19 protein-coding genes, 1 tRNA gene and 1 pseudogene are annotated in these 17,041 nt (G+C 65.7%); 11 read left to right on the forward strand and 10 right to left on the reverse strand.

Annotated elements, in window-relative coordinates:
• Positions 1 to 36: 36 nt before the first annotated feature.
• The gene (locus VEI45_RS03705; protein ID WP_324850237.1) at positions 37 to 525 is read right to left on the reverse strand and encodes a lipoprotein LpqH; all 489 of its coding nucleotides are present in this window, start codon (positions 523 to 525) and stop codon (positions 37 to 39) included.
• A 208-nt stretch (positions 526 to 733) separates the two neighbouring features.
• Between VEI45_RS03705 and VEI45_RS03710 the strand changes: the two genes are divergently transcribed.
• Complete coding sequence (locus VEI45_RS03710; RefSeq protein ID WP_324850239.1) at positions 734 to 2,563, forward strand: alkyl/aryl-sulfatase; 1,830 nt, start codon at positions 734 to 736, stop codon at positions 2,561 to 2,563.
• Here the strand turns inward: VEI45_RS03710 and VEI45_RS03715 are convergent.
• Genes VEI45_RS03715 through VEI45_RS03735 form a run of 5 tightly spaced genes read right to left on the reverse strand, consistent with a single transcriptional unit; the run spans position 2,553 to position 7,244 of the window.
• On the reverse strand, positions 2,553 to 3,536 hold the full coding sequence (locus VEI45_RS03715; RefSeq protein WP_324850241.1) for an NADPH:quinone oxidoreductase family protein: 984 nt from the start codon (positions 3,534 to 3,536) through the stop codon (positions 2,553 to 2,555). The two genes, VEI45_RS03710 and VEI45_RS03715, sit on opposite strands and share 11 nt — an antisense overlap.
• Entirely contained in the window at positions 3,536 to 4,159 is a 624-nt protein-coding gene (locus VEI45_RS03720) for a helix-turn-helix domain-containing protein (RefSeq protein WP_324850243.1), read from the reverse strand. Before VEI45_RS03720 ends, VEI45_RS03715 begins: the two co-directional genes overlap by 1 nt.
• A complete protein-coding gene (locus VEI45_RS03725) occupies positions 4,140 to 5,423 on the reverse strand; it encodes an acyl-CoA dehydrogenase family protein (RefSeq protein ID WP_324850245.1) in 1,284 nt (427 codons plus the stop codon). Before VEI45_RS03725 ends, VEI45_RS03720 begins: the two co-directional genes overlap by 20 nt.
• A 32-nt stretch (positions 5,424 to 5,455) precedes the next feature.
• Entirely contained in the window at positions 5,456 to 6,220 is a 765-nt protein-coding gene (locus tag VEI45_RS03730) for an SDR family oxidoreductase (RefSeq protein ID WP_324850247.1), read from the reverse strand.
• 1 nt (position 6,221) lies between these two features.
• Complete coding sequence (locus tag VEI45_RS03735) at positions 6,222 to 7,244, reverse strand: phosphotransferase family protein (RefSeq protein WP_324850249.1); 1,023 nt, start codon at positions 7,242 to 7,244, stop codon at positions 6,222 to 6,224.
• Positions 7,245 to 7,433: 189 nt separating this feature from the next.
• On the opposite strand from VEI45_RS03735, the gene VEI45_RS03740 reads away from it, so the two are divergent.
• Entirely contained in the window at positions 7,434 to 8,039 is a 606-nt protein-coding gene (locus VEI45_RS03740; protein ID WP_324850251.1) for a histidine phosphatase family protein, read from the forward strand.
• A gap of 23 nt (positions 8,040 to 8,062) precedes the next feature.
• A complete protein-coding gene (locus tag VEI45_RS03745) occupies positions 8,063 to 9,112 on the forward strand; it encodes a phosphotransferase family protein (RefSeq protein ID WP_324850253.1) in 1,050 nt (349 codons plus the stop codon).
• Positions 9,113 to 9,118: 6 nt separating this feature from the next.
• Here the strand turns inward: VEI45_RS03745 and VEI45_RS03750 are convergent, their stop codons facing one another.
• Both VEI45_RS03750 and VEI45_RS03755 read right to left on the reverse strand, forming a co-directional pair.
• Entirely contained in the window at positions 9,119 to 9,721 is a 603-nt protein-coding gene (locus tag VEI45_RS03750; RefSeq protein ID WP_324850255.1) for a class I SAM-dependent methyltransferase, read from the reverse strand.
• A 54-nt stretch (positions 9,722 to 9,775) separates the two neighbouring features.
• Positions 9,776 to 10,129, reverse strand: coding sequence for a LapA family protein (locus VEI45_RS03755; protein ID WP_324850257.1), 354 nt, complete (start codon positions 10,127 to 10,129; stop codon positions 9,776 to 9,778).
• A gap of 103 nt (positions 10,130 to 10,232) precedes the next feature.
• On the opposite strand from VEI45_RS03755, the gene VEI45_RS03760 reads away from it, so the two are divergent.
• From VEI45_RS03760 to VEI45_RS03780, 5 genes are all read left to right on the forward strand, one after another.
• Positions 10,233 to 11,174 (forward strand): ABC transporter substrate-binding protein, encoded by a 942-nt coding sequence (locus VEI45_RS03760; RefSeq protein WP_324850259.1) that lies wholly within the window; start codon positions 10,233 to 10,235, stop codon positions 11,172 to 11,174.
• Between the two features lie 8 nt (positions 11,175 to 11,182).
• A complete protein-coding gene (locus VEI45_RS03765) occupies positions 11,183 to 12,277 on the forward strand; it encodes an ABC transporter ATP-binding protein (RefSeq protein ID WP_324850261.1) in 1,095 nt (364 codons plus the stop codon).
• Between the two features lie 2 nt (positions 12,278 to 12,279).
• Positions 12,280 to 12,963 (forward strand): ABC transporter permease, encoded by a 684-nt coding sequence (locus VEI45_RS03770; RefSeq protein ID WP_324850263.1) that lies wholly within the window; start codon positions 12,280 to 12,282, stop codon positions 12,961 to 12,963.
• The gene (locus VEI45_RS03775; protein WP_324850265.1) at positions 12,960 to 13,676 is read left to right on the forward strand and encodes an ABC transporter permease; all 717 of its coding nucleotides are present in this window, start codon (positions 12,960 to 12,962) and stop codon (positions 13,674 to 13,676) included. The genes VEI45_RS03770 and VEI45_RS03775 overlap by 4 nt, the downstream gene beginning before the upstream one ends.
• A 74-nt stretch (positions 13,677 to 13,750) precedes the next feature.
• Positions 13,751 to 14,278 (forward strand): putative glycolipid-binding domain-containing protein, encoded by a 528-nt coding sequence (locus tag VEI45_RS03780; protein ID WP_324850267.1) that lies wholly within the window; start codon positions 13,751 to 13,753, stop codon positions 14,276 to 14,278.
• Here VEI45_RS03780 and VEI45_RS03785 read toward each other — a convergent pair.
• On the reverse strand, positions 14,241 to 15,185 hold the full coding sequence (locus tag VEI45_RS03785) for a prephenate dehydrogenase (protein WP_324850279.1): 945 nt from the start codon (positions 15,183 to 15,185) through the stop codon (positions 14,241 to 14,243). The two genes, VEI45_RS03780 and VEI45_RS03785, sit on opposite strands and share 38 nt — an antisense overlap.
• 143 nt (positions 15,186 to 15,328) lie before the next feature.
• On the opposite strand from VEI45_RS03785, the gene VEI45_RS03790 reads away from it, so the two are divergent.
• The 3 genes from VEI45_RS03790 to VEI45_RS03800 all read left to right on the forward strand — a co-directional run bounded on the left by VEI45_RS03790 (position 15,329) and on the right by VEI45_RS03800 (position 16,416).
• Positions 15,329 to 15,841, forward strand: coding sequence for a tRNA adenosine deaminase-associated protein (locus tag VEI45_RS03790; protein ID WP_324850269.1), 513 nt, complete (start codon positions 15,329 to 15,331; stop codon positions 15,839 to 15,841).
• The gene (locus VEI45_RS03795; protein ID WP_324850272.1) at positions 15,838 to 16,296 is read left to right on the forward strand and encodes a nucleoside deaminase; all 459 of its coding nucleotides are present in this window, start codon (positions 15,838 to 15,840) and stop codon (positions 16,294 to 16,296) included. Before VEI45_RS03790 ends, VEI45_RS03795 begins: the two co-directional genes overlap by 4 nt.
• A gap of 29 nt (positions 16,297 to 16,325) precedes the next feature.
• Positions 16,326 to 16,416: transfer RNA gene (locus VEI45_RS03800), tRNA-Ser, on the forward strand.
• Positions 16,417 to 16,462: 46 nt separating this feature from the next.
• Here the strand turns inward: VEI45_RS03800 and VEI45_RS03805 are convergent.
• A pseudogene (locus VEI45_RS03805) lies at positions 16,463 to 16,747 on the reverse strand (tyrosine-type recombinase/integrase); the annotation flags it as partial.
• Positions 16,748 to 17,041: the final 294 nt, after the last annotated feature.

The following is a 17,041-nucleotide window of genomic DNA, read 5'->3' on the forward strand; positions in this document are numbered from 1 at the left end:
CCGTGGGGAGCGTCGCCGTCGTGTGCGTGTGGTTACCTAGGGGCAGGTGACGTCGATCTCGAAGGGCTTGTCCACCGGCTGCATCGGGTTGGACATATCCACCCCGGTCGCGGTCCCGGAAATCTTGTAGGTGCTGCCGTCCTTGGTCGCGGTGGCGTTGCCCTGGCCGGTACCCGGGGTGTAGCCCAGCACGACCCCGTTGACGTTGCCGAGTCCGACCGACTTCACCGCGGGCGGGTTGGCGTCAGTGAGCACGGCGCCGATGCCGGTGGACGCCGCACCGATGGCGATGTTGACGCTGCCGGCCGCCGTGGCGCAGGCGACCGTGCCGCCGACGTTCTGGTCTTTGCCGTCGATGCTGACTTTCGCCGCGGCAGGTGTGCCGCCTGGGCCGGTTACCGCCGCGCTGCTCGCGCTCGAGGATGACCCGCCACCGCTCGTCGTTGACTTGTTACTCGAACAGCCGGACAGACCTACGACGACGATCGCCGTCGCTACTGCAGCGACCGTAACTGAACGCTTCACTCGTGCTCCTTTGCAGTTGTGGCGGTCCACAGGAACTTCACAGACCGTTTCGGCAGTATGCAGCGCTGCCGAACGGCCGGTATCGGATTCGCCAAATTTGGGCCATTGGTCCCTGGGCCACCCGGACGCCGCGGATATTCGCCGGGCGGCCACGGTCGATCGGGTGGTTCTGGTCCGACGCGGCGGAATCGATGGCAGTGTCAGACCGGTGGATCAGGAGCTGCCGACCGCTGACACGACGGATTTTGCCGACGCTGACCGCGGATTCATTGCTGCGCTGACACCCTGCGTCGTCACATCCGCTGACGGGCGTGTGGTGTGGGACAACGACGCGTACTCATTCATCACCGGCGATCCACCGCCGTCGGTGCATCCGAGTCTGTGGCGGCAGTGCATGCTGACCGCCAAACAGGGTCTCTACGAAGTGGTCCCGGGTATCTACCAGGTCCGCGGTCTGGATCTCTCCAACGTCAGCTTTGTCGAGGGCGACACCGGTCTGATCGTCATCGACCCACTGGTCTCCACCGAGGTGGCGGCCGCAGCGCTGCAGCTGTACCGCGCCCACCGCGGTGACCGGCCCGTCGTCGCCGTGATCTACACGCACAGCCACGTCGACCATTTCGGCGGCGTGCTGGGCGTCACGTCGCAGGCAGACGTGGACGCCGGCAGGGTGGCGGTGCTGGCGCCGGAAGGATTCACCGAGCACGTCGTGCAAGAGAACGTCTACGCCGGACCGGCCATGGCGCGCCGCGCAACCTACATGTACGGCACGCTGCTGCCCCGCGGCCCGCAAGCGCAGGTCGGCTGCGGCCTGGGACAGGCGCCGTCTCAGGGTGAGATAGCCCTTATCGTTCCCACTGTCGACATCACCACCACCGGTGAAACCCACACCATCGACGGGGTGGAGATCGAATTCCAGATGGCGCCGGGCACCGAGGCGCCGGCCGAAATGCATTTCTACTTCCCGCGATTCCGCGCATTGTGTATGGCAGAGAACGCCACCCATAACCTGCACAACCTGTTGACGCTTCGGGGCGCGCTGGTTCGCGATCCGCATGTTTGGTCGGGCTATCTCACCGAGGCGATCGACAAGTTCGCCGACCGCACCGACGTCGTGTTCGCGTCGCACCACTGGCCAACCTGGGGGCGTGAGCGCGTCGTCGAGTTCCTGTCGCTGCAACGCGACCTGTACGCCTACCTGCATGACCAGACGCTGCGGCTGCTCAACCAAGGTCATACCGGCGTCGAAATCGCCGAAATGCTCCAGATGCCAACGGCACTGGACAAGGCGTGGCATACCCACGGCTATTACGGCTCGGTCAGCCACAATGTCAAGGCGGTCTATCAGCGCTACATGGGTTGGTTCGACGGTAACCCGGCGCGGCTGTGGCCACACCCGCCAGAAGCACTCGCCACCCGGTACGTCGACGCGCTTGGCGGGATCGACCGCGTCGTCGACCTCGCCCGACAGGCGTTCGACTCCGGTGATTTCCGTTGGGCTGCAACGCTGCTCGACCATGCGATGTTCGCCGACGATACGCATTCCGGCGCGCGGGCCCTGCTTGCGGACACTTTCGAGCAGCTGGCCTACGGCGCCGAGAATGCGACATGGCGCAACTTCTTCCTTTGCGGTGCCGTCGAGTTGCGCGGCCGCAACTTCGGCACCGCGGCCCAAGCGAGCTCGCCGACGTTGTTGGCCCAGCTGACGCCGGAGCAGATTTTCGACGGCCTGGCCATCACCGTCAACGGCCCTCGTGCCTGGGACTTGGATCTCGCCGTCGACGTCACCTTCGCCGACGTGGGCGCCAATTACCGGCTCGCGCTGCGTAACGGTGTGCTGGTGCACCGCAAGGTCGCCGCCGATTCCGGCACCGCGAACGTAACCGTCAAGGTGGACAACGCGGTTCGCCTTCTCACGGTGGTGATGGGCGATGTCGGCTCACCGGGGCTGGAGATATCCGGTGACCAGACTGCCCTGCAGCAACTGCTGGGTGTCCTCGACAAGCCCGACCCGGCGTTCAACATCGTCACGCCGTGACATCGATGACCACCTTGCCGACCGCCCTACGCTCGGCCACATGCCGTAATGCCGTCGCGGCGTCGGCCAACGGGAATCTGGCACCGATATAGGGCTGAATTCGACCGTCGGCAAACATCTGCTGCAGTTCGCGGATGTCGCGCGCGGCGTCGTCGGGGTGATCGGCGGTGAAGGTGCGGATCTCCATGCCGCGGATGGTGATGTCTTTGAGCAGAACCAGATTGAGCGGAATAGCGGGAATCGCGCCCGCGGCGTAGCCCACGGTGATGAACGTTCCGCCCCGGGCCAGACCACGCAGCGCCGGCTCCGCGTAGCGTCCCCCGACCGGATCGATCACGACGCGAGCGCCGCCGTCAGTGAGCTCGCGGATGGCCGATTTCAGGTCGTCCCGGTCGTAGGCGACGGTCGCCTCGGCGCCGCGCTGCCGACAGATGTTGAGTTTGTCCTCGGTCGACGCCGCGGCCAGCACCCGGGCCTTCATGCCGACTGCCAAGTCGAGCGCGGCCTGTCCAACGCCTCCCGCTGCGCCGAGGATCACCACCCAATCCCCTTCTCCGACTTGCGCAACCGATCGCAAGGCGTGATACGCGGTGCGATAGGTCACGCCGAACGCTGCCGCTGGGGCGAAGTCCGTGCCGTCGGGAATCGCGGACACCTGGTGCGCATCGAGCAGGGCGAGCTCGGCGAAAGCACCGGTCGGGGTGGCGCCGAACACCCGGTCGCCTGGCGCGAACGGCGCTCCGTAAGAACCGGGGCCGACGGCCACCACCTCGCCGGCGAGTTCGCTGCCCGGCGTGAACGGGACCGGAATCTTGACCTGGTACTTGCCGGCGATCAGCAGCACGTCGGGAAAGTTGACGGCCGCGGCATGTACCCGCACCAGCAGCTGACCCGGGCCCGGCGTCGGATCGGCGACGTCGTCGACAACCAGATCTTCTGGGGGACCGTAGCGGCGGCAGACGACGGCGCGCATCAGCCGGTCCCGAGCCCGCGTAAACAGAACCGCACCAGGTGATCGACGTCGTCGGGGCCGGGCTGGTCGGCCGAATCCAGGTGACGTCGCATGGCCGCCGCAGTGCAATGAAAGACGGTGTCGGCATCGCGGCGGACATCTGCGCTGCCCAATGCTGCGATCGGCTCCGTCAGCAGATCGCGCATCGGCCGCATGATCTCGTCGTCAGCGGCCCGCCAGTTGGCGGTGGCCGAAATCTGCCCGGCCGCAGCGCGGCTCATGCTGATCAGATGTGGGTCGGCGACCTGCGCCAGCGCGCCCTCGATCCAGCGCCGCACCTTGCCCGCCGGCGTGTGCTCCTTGGCCATCTGATGCTGAAGATAGGAGACGACGATCGCGACACCACGCTCCATCACCGCCAGGATGACATCGTCTTTGCCGGCGAAGTACCGATAGAACGCCTTGTTCGACGAGCCGGCCTCGGCGACGATGTCGCTGACCCTCGGCGGTTCGGGGGCCACCCGTTCCATCACCCGGACGGCGGCGGCAAGGATGCGTTCGACTTCCTCGGTGGCTTCCCGCTGACGGTCGTCGAGGGCACGCTCGACAGCCGCGGTCACCCGGCTATTGGTCAACGAGCTCACCGTATTTGGCGCGGGCAGCCTCGCGGCGGACGTCCAGCATCTCACTGGGCCAGTCCCCGTCTTCGGCCTGGCAGCCCTTGAGCAGCATCCGGGCCAGATTAACCTTGTGTGCCTCGGTCGGCCCGTCGGCCAGCCCGAGCGCGATACCGCCGAGCAGAACATTGACCAACGGCAGCTGATCGGTGAGCCCGAGCGCTCCGTGCACCTGGATCGCGCGCAGCGCAATAGATTTCAGCACCTGCGACGCCAAGATCTTGCAGGTGGCGATCTCGGCGCGGGCGGCATGCTCGTCGCCGCTGTCAATCAGCCACGCGGCGTGCAGCACCGTCAGCCGAAACGGTGTCAACTCGGTATACGAGTCGGCGATGAATTCCTGCACCAACTGCTTGTCGGCGAGCAAAGTACCTTGAGTGAAACGGCTTTTCGCGCGCTTGGACATCATCTCGACCGCGCGTTGCGCCACGCCGATCGAGCGCATCGCGTGATGCAGCCGTCCGCCTGCCAACCGGGTCTGCAGGATCAGGAAGCCCTGGCCGGGTTCACCGAGTAATGCGTCCGACGGCACCCTGACCCCGTCGTAGTGCACCAGCGAATGCCCCGGTTCGTGAGCGTCCGCTCCGACCAGATGGTGGTTGGCTTCGATATTCAGGCCCTCGGCGCCGGCCGGAATCAGGAACGTCGAGGCGCCGTGATGCACCGCCACGTCAGGGTTGGTGATCGCCACGACAATGAAGAAGGATGCGACGGACGCGTTGGAGGAGAAGTACTTTCGTCCGGTGATCACCCAGTCGTCGCCGTCGCGGACGGCGCGGGTGGTGAAGACCCGCGGATCGGCGCCGCCCTGCGGCTCCGTCATCGAGAAGCAGGAGAAGATCTCGCCGGACAGCAGGCCGTTCAGATAGCGGTCCTTCTGGCCCTGGGTGCCGAAGCGGGCGATGATCTCCGCATTGCCGGTGTCAGGTGCCTGTGTGCCAAAGACGATCGGCGCCCATGGGCTGCGGCCCAGGATCTCGTTGATCAGCGTCAGCTTGACCGCGCCGAAGCCTTGCCCGCCGAGTTCCGGACCGAGATGCGGAGCCCATAGCCCTTGGTCGCGGACCTGTTGTTTGAGCGGGTCGACGATTTTGCGACGCTCGTCGGTCAACGGTAAGAACTCGCAACCGGGGAACAACACCTCCAGCGGCTCGACCTCTTCGCGGACGAACTCGCGGATCCAGTCGAGTTTCTTCTCGAACTCCGGTTCGGTAGAGAAGTCCCATGCCATATCGAATACTCCTAGGTCGATCGAACGGGATATCAGGGAATACCGCCGTCGGCTCGCAGAATCGAGCCGGTGGTGAAGCTGGACGCGTCGGAGGCCAGAAACAATGCGGCACCGACGATTTCGCGTGGATCGCCCGCCCGTTTCAAGGAAAGATGAGCGAAATTGTTGCTGTCGCCGTCGTCAAGGTTCCAGGCTTTGCTGATGTCGGTCAGATAGGGGCCCGCCATCAAAGTATTGACCCGCACGGTCGGTCCGAACGCCTGCGCCAGCCCTTCGGTCATTGCGTTGAGCCCGGCCTTGGCGGCAGCGTAGGGAATGATGCCGCCGTTCGGTCGCAGCGATCCGGTCGAGCTGACGTTGATGATGCACCCGCGGCCGGCGGCCACCATCCGCTCGCCCACCAACGCCGACAACCGGAACGGGCCCTTGAGGTTGAGGTTGACCACCGCGTCGAACAGCTTCTCGGTGACGTTGGTGAGCTTGTCGTAAAGCGGTGACATACCGGCGTTATTGATCAAGACGTCGACCTTGCCGAACCGCTGGTAGGTCGCATCCACCAAACCGTCGAGCTGATCCCAGCGTCCGACGTGCACCTGATAAGGCATAGCCGAGCGGCGGGTTTCGGTCTCGATCTCCTTGGCGGTGGCCACGCAGTTGTCCATGTTGCGGCTGGCGATCACCACGTCGGCGCCGCAGTGTGCGGCGCCGAACGCCATCTCGCGCCCGAGTCCGCGGCTGCCGCCGGTGATGAGGATTACCCGGTCGGTCAGATCGAAAAGCTGGTCCGCGTAACCCATCTCAGCGCCCCTTACTCGACAGCGACCGGGCCAGGTCGGCGGCCGTGGCGATCAGTTGCGGGATCATCGCCCCGAACGCGTCCTGGATCTTGGGGTCGACTTTCCCGGTGCGCACTCCGGCGGCGTAGGTCTTTTCCAGCACGATGCCGAGTTTCCAGTTGGCCAATACGAGGTAGTAGTCGATGTTTTCGCATGACAGCCCGCTCACCTTCTCGTAGCGCTCGAGCAACTCGCTGCGCGTCGGCATGCCCTTCATGTCGAGATAGAAGCCGTCCTCCCGCGGATTCTCTCCGTCGTATCCCAGCAGGCACCAGGCCAAGTCGAGTAGCGGGTCGCCGACCGTGGTCATCTCCCAATCCACGATCGCGGCGAGCCGGGCCGGCTCGCCGTGCGCGAACATCACGTTGGCGAACTGGTAGTCGCCGTGCATGATGCCCGGCGTGTAATGCCCGGGCCGGTTGCGGCGCAGCCAGTCGGCGGCTTCGTCCAGGCCGGGAAGCTCGCGCACCCGATAGCTGTCCAGGAAAGCCAGCCAGCGGTCGACTTGCCGCTCGTGGAATCCGTCGGGACGGCCGAACCCGGCCAACCCCTGAGCGCGCCAGTCCACCCGGCCGAGCTTCGCGGCGCCCTCGACGAGCTCAAACGCCAAGCCCCGGCGCGCGGTGAGGCCGGTATCGAACGGCGCCGGCCAGCCGCCGTCCATCGGACTCCACCCGTCGATCGCCCGCATCACGTAGAAGGGCATACCGAGCAGATCGCCGGCATCGTTGGCGGCGATCAGCTCGGCATGCGGCACATCGGTGCCGCGCAGCGCGCGCACCAGCCGGATCTCGCGCAGCAGCCCGTCGACGCGGGCCGCGTCGGCTCGGGCGCCGGGCATCCGCAGCACCATCCGCTCGTCACCGCGGTGTATCAGATATAGCGTGTTCTGTGAACCCCCGGACAGCTGTTCCAGCACGGGTTCCTGACCCTCGCCGGGGACACCGTTCGCGTCCAGCCAGCGTCCCAGCACGCCTGCATCCACTAACTACACACCCCAATCTCTATCCGGAGAATAGCATTCTCCGCCGGGATGCCATGCACTGTACACCGCATGCGAGGCTGTGCGGAGACTACTTTCGATTGGCCGGCTCTCCCCCGCAAGCGGGAGGTGCCCCCACCTCGGATCGTGGCGATCCGCATCGTGGCCGGTCCACCGATGACAGGAAAGACGATGCAATTGCTTCTGGTCCGGCATGCGTTGCCGCTCCGCAGCGAACCCGGCCAGGGGTCCGACCCCGACCTCTCCGACGAGGGGCGGGCGCAGGTCGCGCGGTTGCCGGACGCGCTGGCCAGGTTTCCCATTTCCCGGGTGGTGAGCAGCCCGCAGCGTCGCGCGATCCAGACTGCGGGACCGGTGGCCACCGAGCGCGGGCTGGCGGTCGAAATCGACGACCGCTTCGCCGAATACGACCGCGATCTGCCGGTGTACATCCCGATCGAGCACATCCGTGACGAGAACCCGCAGGAGTGGACTCGCATGGCGGCGGGGCACCTGCCCAGTTCGGTCGACGAAGAGGCATTCCGGGATCGGGTGCGTGCTGCCGTCGACGACGTCGCCGCCGGCGCGGAGCACGAGGACACCGTGGCCGTCTTCAGCCACGGCGGGGTGATCAATGTGGTGCTGCACGAGATTTTGGGAACCAAGCGGGTGTTGTCGTTCCCCATCGACTACGCGTCGGTGACCCGGTTGCTGTTCTCCCGGTCCGGTCAAGCGAGCGTGGTGACGGTCAACGGCACCGAACATGTGTGGGATCTGCTGCCACGCAACCGGCGCTGATAGCGCGGTGGTAAACAAGTCCGGTGACTACCACGCCGCTTGACGGGCTCGACTCGGTCGCGCTGGACGAGTATTTGCGCTCGGCCGGCATCGGTCGTGACGGGGAGCTGCGGGCGCAGCTGATCTCCGGTGGCCGCTCCAACCTGACCTTTCTGGTCGCCGATGACTCATCGAAGTGGGTGCTGCGACGCCCGCCGTTGCATGGGCTGACACCGTCGGCGCACGACATGGCGCGCGAGTACAAAGTGGTCGCAGCACTTGCCGATACCGCCGTCCCTGTGGCCCGCGCGGTCGCACTGTGCGACGACGACTCGGTGCTGGGTGCGCCGTTCCAAATGGTCGAATACGTTGCCGGACAAGTGGTCCGCAGCCGCGCCGAACTCGAGGCACTGGAGGCTCAGGGCGACGAGCAGGTCATCGAAGGCTGCGTCGATGCACTGATCCGGGTGCTGGCAGACCTGCATGCGGTCGACCCGGCCGCCGTCGGACTCGCCGATTTCGGCAAACCGAGCGGATATCTGGAACGCCAGGTCCGTCGATGGGGTTCGCAGTGGGAACTCGTGCGCCTTTCCGATGACGACCGCGACGCCGATGTCCGGCGGCTGCATTCGGCATTGCAGCAGTCGATTCCGCCGCAGAGCCGCACGTCGATCGTGCATGGCGACTACCGGATCGACAACACCATCCTGGATGCGAACGATCCCGGGCAAGTGCGCGCTGTCGTGGACTGGGAACTCTCCACTCTCGGCGACCCGCTCAGCGACGCGGCGCTGATGTGCGTCTACCGCGATCCGTCGCTGGACCTGATCATCAACACGCACGCGGCGTGGACCTCGCCGCTGCTGCCGATTGCCGACGAGCTTGCGCACCGCTACTCGTTGGTCTCCGGACAGCCGTTGGCGCACTGGAACTTCTACATGGCGCTGGCCTACTTCAAGTTGGCGATCATCGCCGCAGGCATCGACTTCCGCAGGCGTATGTCGGGTGGTGCGGACGACGTTGACGCATCCGATCGGGTGGGGGACACCGTGGGGCCGTTGATCGCCCGCGGGCTGACCCAGCTGCAGACCTGAAGATCTCTAGCTGTCGACTCTGCGGAACCCGACGATGGTTTCCCATCGGTTTCCGGTCGCTTCGACGAATTCGAAGTTCTCCCGTTCAGCGAGGTCACGCAACTGCCGCACACTGAGTCGATCGGGATCGGGAAACATCTCGACGAACACCAGCCGCCCGCCGGGTTTCAACACCTGGCCGAGCGAACGCAGGCAGGCCTGCTTGTCGGGCACCTCCCCGATCACCGCGGCTAAGAATGCGACGTCAAAGGTGTTGTCCGGGAAGGGAAATCCATCGCTTGCCTGTCCCATGGTAAAGCCGACGTCGGACAGCCCGGCCCGCTCGAGCTGCCGCCAGGCCTTGTCGAGCATCTCAGGTTGGATGTCGAACAACTCCAGCCGACCGTCAGTAAGCCGGCGGGCAATCTCCACGCTGAAGAAACCCGGGCCCGGGCCGAGTTCCAGGACGTGTTCCGGGCCCGCGAGACCGAGCTTGTCGACGATGCGCGCCGGCTTGAGCAGCGCTCGACGGATCGGATTGTCGATCAGAAACGCCGCCTGGTGTGGGAACGGCGACTCTCCTTGTTGACGCGACTTGTGCAGTAGCGCGCCTACCCACGTTGATGACATAGAGCTCCTCACTTACGAAAGTTAGGGTACCCTAAGTCAGCAACGATGGGGTTGCTAACGTCCCTTAAGACCGGCGGCGAGGTTCTTCTTCGCCGCGCGTCGCAACTGGTATATCCGTGCCGTGCCGGCCAGCACGGTGATCAACCCGCCGCCGATCGCCGCCAGCAGAATCGCCACCCCCAGTGGCAGGGTCCAGCGCCAGTTGAGGAACGCGAACTGCGCCGTCCCGGTGTTCTGGGTAATGAAGATCAACAGCACGATGAGAATTAGGAAGCCCATCGTCAGCGACGACCATAGGCTGGCCGCGCGGGTGTATTTCACCGCCGATTCCGGCGGCGCCGTGCTGTCCTGGGCTGGCTCGGTGCTTTCAGGTGGCTGATCGGGCGATAAGGACGAATCGCTACTCATGGTTGTCATCTTGCCCTTTGTCGTACGGAATGGAACGAAATCGCGCCGGAAACCTCAGCGCACTCCCGAGCCGATGCGGCGCTGCAAGATAGTGTCGGTTGTTATGGGCATGCTGCGACGGCGCGGTTACCGCGCGGCGGCGTGGCTTGCGGGCTTGTGCGTTGTCGTCACGGCCTGCGGCAGCTCCAATCCGCTGGGCGGGGCCTCAGGCAATTTGAAATCGATCGTGGTCGGATCCGCCGGCTTTCCGGAATCCAAAATCATCGCCGAAATCTATGCACAAGCGTTGCAGACCAACGGTTTCAATGTCGGACGACGAATGGGAATCGGCAGCCGCGAAACGTATGTCCCAGCGCTGAAGGACCATTCGATCGACTTGGTGCCCGAGTACATCGGCAACCTACTGCTGTACTTCGAGCCGGCCGCGACAGTAACCCTGCTCGACGCCGTCGAATTGGAGCTCTACAAACGGCTGCCAGGTGACTTGTCGATTCTTACCCCGTCCCCCGCGGCCGACACCGACACGGTCACCGTCACCGCCGAGACGGCTGCCAAGTGGAACCTGAAGACCATCGCAGACCTGGCGGCACATTCACCAGAGGTGAAGTTCGCCGCGCCCTCGGACTTTCAAGCCCGGTCGTCGGGCCTGGTCGGGCTCCGGCAGAGATACGGGCTCGACATCGCGCCCGGCAACTTCGTCGCGATCAGCGACGACGGCGGCGCGGTCACCGTTCGCGCACTGGTTCACGGCAAGGTCAACGCCGCCAATATCTTCAGCACGTCACCGGCCATCATGCAGAACCATCTGGCGGTGCTCGACGATCCGGAACACAATTTCCTGGCCGGCAACATTGTGCCGCTGGTGAATTCGCAGAAGAAATCCGATCGGCTCAAAGAGGTGCTGGACGCGGTGTCAGCCAAAATGACTACCCGCGGCCTGGCCGATATCAACGCCTCGGTGTCCGGCAACTCCGGCATCGACCCCGACCAGGCAGCTCGAAAATGGTTGCGGAACAACGGCTTCGATCATCCAATCGGGAGCTGAGGCTCGGCTTGATCAGTTTCGAGAACGTCTACAAGGTCTACGCCGACGGCACCGTCGCCGTCGACAACCTGAACCTGGAAGTACCCAGAGGCACGCTGACCGTGTTCGTCGGTCCGTCCGGCTGCGGCAAGACCACCTCGATGCGGATGATCAACCGGATGGTTGAGCCGACGTCGGGCACCGTCATGGTCGACGGCGCCGACGTCGCAGGGGTCGACCCGGTGCGACTGCGCCTCGGGATCGGCTACGTGATCCAGGGCGCGGGCTTGATGCCCCACCAACGGGTGATCGACAACGTGGCGACGGTACCGGTGCTCAAAGGCCAATCGCGCCGGTCGGCCCGCAAGGCGGCCTACGACGTGTTGGAGCGGGTCGGTTTGGACGCGAGGTTGGCCACCCGCTATCCCGCGCAGCTCTCCGGCGGCGAGCAGCAGCGTGTCGGCGTAGCCCGGGCACTGGCCGCCGATCCGCCGATTCTGCTGATGGACGAGCCATTTTCGGCTGTGGACCCGATCGTCCGCCACGAGCTGCAGCGCGAAATACTGCGGCTACAAGCCGAATTGCACAAAACCATCGTGTTCGTCACGCACGACATCGATGAGGCCGTCCGGCTCGCCGACCGGGTCGCGGTGTTCGGTCCGGGTGGTTCGCTGCAGCAGTACGAGGAGCCGGCACACCTGTTGTCGCGTCCGGCCAACGATTTCGTGTCGAGGATGATCGGTGCCGGTCGTGGTTATCGCTGGCTGCAGTTCTTGGACGCTGCACGGCTGCCGGTGCACGACATCCCGCGGATCGCCGACTCCGCGATCGGGGACGCCCAACTTCGCGACGGCTGGGCATTGGTCGTTAAAGCCGATGGCGCGCCGCTGGGGTGGATCGACGTCAACGGCGTGCGCAAGCACCGCGGCGGCGCGTCGTTGGCCGACAGCGTGACCTCGGTCGGTTTGGTGTTCCGCCCGGGCGCCAACCTGAGCCAGGCGCTGGACGCCGCCTTGTCGTCGCCGGCATCGGTTGGTGTGGCCGTCGACAAGGCGGGCAAGGTCATCGGGGGAGTACGGGCCGGCGATGTGCTGGCCGCACTGGAATCCCAGCAGCAGGAATAGGCGTGCAATACCTGGTCAATCACCTGCCGGCGGCGTGGATGCTGACCGTGGTCCACCTGCGGCTGTCGTTGCTGCCGGTGCTGGCCGGGCTGGCGATCGCGTTGCCATGGGGGGTGCTGGTGTGGCGTCGAGCGGTGCTGCGACGGCTGACCACGTTGACCGCCAGTGTGGTGTTCACCATCCCGTCGCTGGCGTTGTTCGTGGTGCTGCCGCTGATCATCCCCACCCGGATCCTGGACGAGGCCAATGTAATCGTCGCGCTGACGCTGTATACAGCGGCGCTGCTGGTGCGGGCGGTATTCGAGGCACTGGACGCGGTGCCGTCGCAGGTGCGTGACGCTGCCAGTGCGGTCGGTTACCGGCCGATCATGCGGCTGCTCAAAGTTGAACTGCCACTGTCGATTCCGGTGCTGGTCGCCGGACTACGGGTGGTTGTGGTGACCAACATCGCGATGGTGTCGGTGGGCGCGGTGATCGGCATCGGCGGCCTGGGCACCTGGTTTACCGAGGGCTACCAGGCGAACAAGAGTGACCAGATCGTCGCCGGGATCATCGCCATCCTGGTGCTCGCGCTCGTCGTCGACGTGCTGATCATGCTGGCCGGGCAGCTGGCGACGCCCTGGGCTCGTGCGTCGCGGCCCGGCCGCCGGTTGCTGACAGCTCCGGTGGTGGGAGGCTCGCGATGAGTTTCATCGAACAGGCAGTGTCCTACCTGTTCACCGCGAGCAACTGGTTCGGCCCGGTGGGTCTGGCGGCGCGCACTTTGGAGCACCTGGAGTACACCGCGGCCGCGGTAGCGGTCTCGGCGCTGATCGCCATCCCGGTCGGCATGATCGTCGGCCATACCGGCCGCGGCACGCTCGTAGTGGTGAGCCTGGTCAACGCGTTACGCGCGCTGCCGACGCTGGGTGTGCTGCTGTTGGCCGTATTGCTGTGGGGCTTGGGCCTGCTGCCGCCGATTGTGGCGCTGATGCTGCTGGGCATCCCGCCTTTGCTGGCCGGCACATATGCCGGCATTGCCGCCGTGGACCGCAGCGTCGTCGACGCCGCCCGCTCGATGGGCATGGGCGAGATGCGGGTGCTATTGCGAGTCGAGGTGCCCAACGCGCTGCCGCTGATTTTGGGCGGGCTGCGGACCGCAACGTTGCAGGTGGTCGCCACCGCGACGGTGGCTGCCTACGCCAGCCTGGGCGGGCTGGGCCGGTATCTGATCGACGGCATCAAGGTGCGCCAGTTCCATATCGCCTTGGTCGGTGCGCTGATGGTGGCCGCGCTGGCGTTGCTCCTCGACGCCGCTCTGGCGTTCGCGATCTGGGCTTCGGTGCCCGGTACCGGTCGACTGCGCAGGCTGCCCCACGTCTCGAAATCGCCCGGGCCGTCGCCTAACGTAGACCCGTGAGCTCAGCCCATTCGGATGCGACGTCTAACTCCTGGTCGACAATTTTGACTTGGCGCGCACACGACGCTAGGCGGATGGAATCGGTGCGGGTGCAGTTGTCCGGCAAGCGAATCAAGGCCAACGGTCGCATCGTGGCCGCTGCCGCCGACACCAACCCGGCGTTCGCCGCCTATTACGACTTGCTGACCGACGATCGCGGCGCGACCAAGCGGCTCGGGATGACCGTCACGCTGGCCGAGCGGGAGCGGCAGCTCGCCGTAGCCCGTGACGAGGAAAACATGTGGCTGGTCACCGATCATCAAGGCGAGTCTCGGGCCGCCTACGAGGGCGCGCTTGACGTCGATGTGGTCTTCAGCCCGTTTTTCAACGCGCTGCCGATCCGCCGCTGCGGCTTGCTCGAGCGAGCCGACTCGATCACGGTGCCGACGATTTACGTGAGGCTGCCGGAGATGGCGGTCACCTCAGCAATGGTCAGCTACACCAGTCCAGCCCCGGGAGGTACCGAGGGGATCAAAGTGCACTCGCCGGTATCCGAGGTAACGCTGACCGTCGATCCCGAAGGGTTCATTGTCGACTACCCAAGCTTGGCAGAGCGGATCTGATCACCCCGCCGGCGCGGCCTGCGGCGGCCAGCTCCTGGCGCCAATTCTCGGCGCCGACGAACACGGTGACGATCTCGGGCCGCGAGAAACTGTCGTAGCGGGTGCGCGCGGCATGCCCGGCCTCGACGAGCTCGGCGACGGAGTTGTTGTGCGCCAGCGACTCCCGGGCTTCGGTGAGTAATTCGATGGCCCGGTCCACCGTCGGCAACAGTTGGCCCGAGTTGGCTTCGCACATGGCCCGCACCAGATCCGGCGCGCTGCCCGCCACCCGCGTGCCGTCCCGGAAGGACCCCGCGGCCAGTGCGAACGCCAGCGGAACCTCCGACGCGGTGACCGCCAGTGCTTCGGCGAGCAGATGCGGCAGGTGCGAGATAGCCGCCGCGGCGGCGTCGTGTTCGTCGGATCTGGCTGGCACCACCACCGACCCGCAGTCCAGCGCCAGCTCCATCACCATCGACCAGATCGCAGGGTCGACGTGGTCGTCCACGCTGATCACCCACGGAGCACCGGCGAACAGCCGGGTATGGCCAGCGGCCCAACCCGAGTGCGCCGTGCCCGTCATCGGATGCCCGCCGACGAACCGCGACTGCAGACCGGCGGCGATGACCTTGTCGAGCACCGCGCTTTTGACGCTGGTGACGTCGGTAAGCGGGCAGTCGGGGGCCGATTCGCTGATATGGGTGAGCAGGATCGGCAACGCCGGCATGGGGACGGCCAGCACGATCAGCGCGCCGACATCGGCGGCGCGGGTCAGCGCTTCGGTGATGTCGGTAGTGGCGTCGAAGCCGTCGAACCGGGCCGCCTGGGCCCCTTCGACCGAGCGGTTGTATCCGAAGGCGTCGCGGCCGGCTGCCGTCGCCGCGCGCAGTATCGAGCCTCCGATCAGCCCCAGGCCCAGCACGCACACCGGTGTCTTGAAAACAGGGCTAGCCACCCCCCAAGGTTGGCACATTCGCCGCGAGAGCCTACGCCCGATAGGCGGCCGACGCGACGCCCGATCTGCTGGTCATGTGCTGGTCAATGGGCTTCAGCGGGACTAGCGTGGCGCCCATGGGAGCACAGCGGGCCTCCGCGCAGGCGGACACACCGGACGGATTCGGTGTGGCCGTGGTACGCGAGGACGGTAAATGGCGCTGTTCTGCCATGCGATCGAAAGCCCTGACCAGCTTGACCGCCGCAGAGACCGAACTGCGTGAGTTGCGCAGCGCCGGGGCGGTTTTCGGACTACTCGACATCGACGACGAGTTCTTCGTCATCGTGCGGCCGGCCCCGTCCGGAACCAGGCTGTTGCTGTCGGACGCCACCGCGGCACTGGACTACGACATCGCCGCCGAGGTGCTGGACAACCTGGACGCCGACATCGATCCTGAGGATCTGGAGGACGCCGAGCCGTTCGAGGAGGGTGATCTGGGGTTGCTCTCCGACGTCGGGCTGCCTGAGGCCGTGCTGGGCGTCATTCTCGACGAGACCGATCTCTACGCCGACGAGCAGCTGGGCCGCATCGCGCGGGAGATGGGCTTCGCCGAGGAATTGTCGGCAGTGCTCGACCGTCTCGGACGGTGAGGTCCGACGAAGACCTGATCCGTGCCGCCCTGGCGGTCGCCGCTAGCGCGGGCCCACGTGATGTCCCGGTTGGTGCGGTGGTGGTCGGCGCCGACGGAACCGAGCTGGCCCGCGCGGTCAATGCCCGCGAGGCTCTGGGCGATCCGACTGCACACGCCGAGATCCTGGCCATCCGGGCTGCCGCCGGCGCCCTGGGCGACGGGTGGCGGCTGACCGGAGCGACGCTGGCGGTCACCGTCGAGCCATGCACGATGTGTGCGGGCGCGCTGGTGATGGCGCGGGTCGACCGCCTGGTGTTCGGGGCCTGGGAGCCGAAGACCGGAGCGGTTGGGTCGCTGTGGGACGTTGTGCGCGACCGGCGGCTCAATCACCGTCCGGCCGTGCGCGGTGGGGTGCTGGCCGACGAATGTGCTGCTCTGTTGGAGGCGTTTTTCGCCCGCCAGCGATTGGGGTGAGCAGGGCAGTGTTGGGTAAGCTGTCCGGCGGTGGCGTGTCCGAGCGGCCTAAGGAGCACGCCTCGAAAGCGTGTGACGGGTAATCCCCGTCCGAGGGTTCAAATCCCTCCGCCACCGCCATTTCTCCCAGCCTATCTATGCAGGCAGATGTGGGTTTCTGTGTTTGCTAGCAACCCTCGGATACGCCCCGTGGCCACATTTTGGCCACACTTTCACGTGAATACCTGCTATTCAGGGTGATTCCGACCGCGTCCAGATCGTCGTCGAACAGGTCCGCATAAGTGTCGAGAGTGATCTTTGCTGACTTGTGGCCAAGCATGCGTTGCAGCGCCAAGACGTTCACTCCCGCCGACACGGCCAGGGATGCGCACGTGTGCCGCAGCTGGTGCGGAGTGATCTCCTGCAGCTTGGCCCTTTTCACCGCAGATGTGAACCATCCACCGTCGGACTTATCGGCGGCGATTTGTTCGTGTGCGCTCGGGCTACCGAAGTACAAGAGCCCCACCCCCCAACTTTGAAGGTGGTTGGAAGTCGAGTAGTCGGCTACGTATGCAGCCCCGCAGCGCGGCGAGACAATTAAGCCATCCTGTTCTGACGGGTGGAGGACCGCCGGGCAGGTGACAACTAGGGGATTGCTAGGAGGTGGACCGACATGTCGTATGTGATCGCGGCGCCGGAGATAATGACACAACGCGGCCGGATCGCGGCCGCCGCCCTGCTTCTCGGCGCGCCCGCCATGATCGCC

The organism is Mycobacterium sp. (genome assembly GCF_035623875.1).
Classification (GTDB): Bacteria; Actinomycetota; Actinomycetes; order Mycobacteriales; family Mycobacteriaceae; genus Mycobacterium.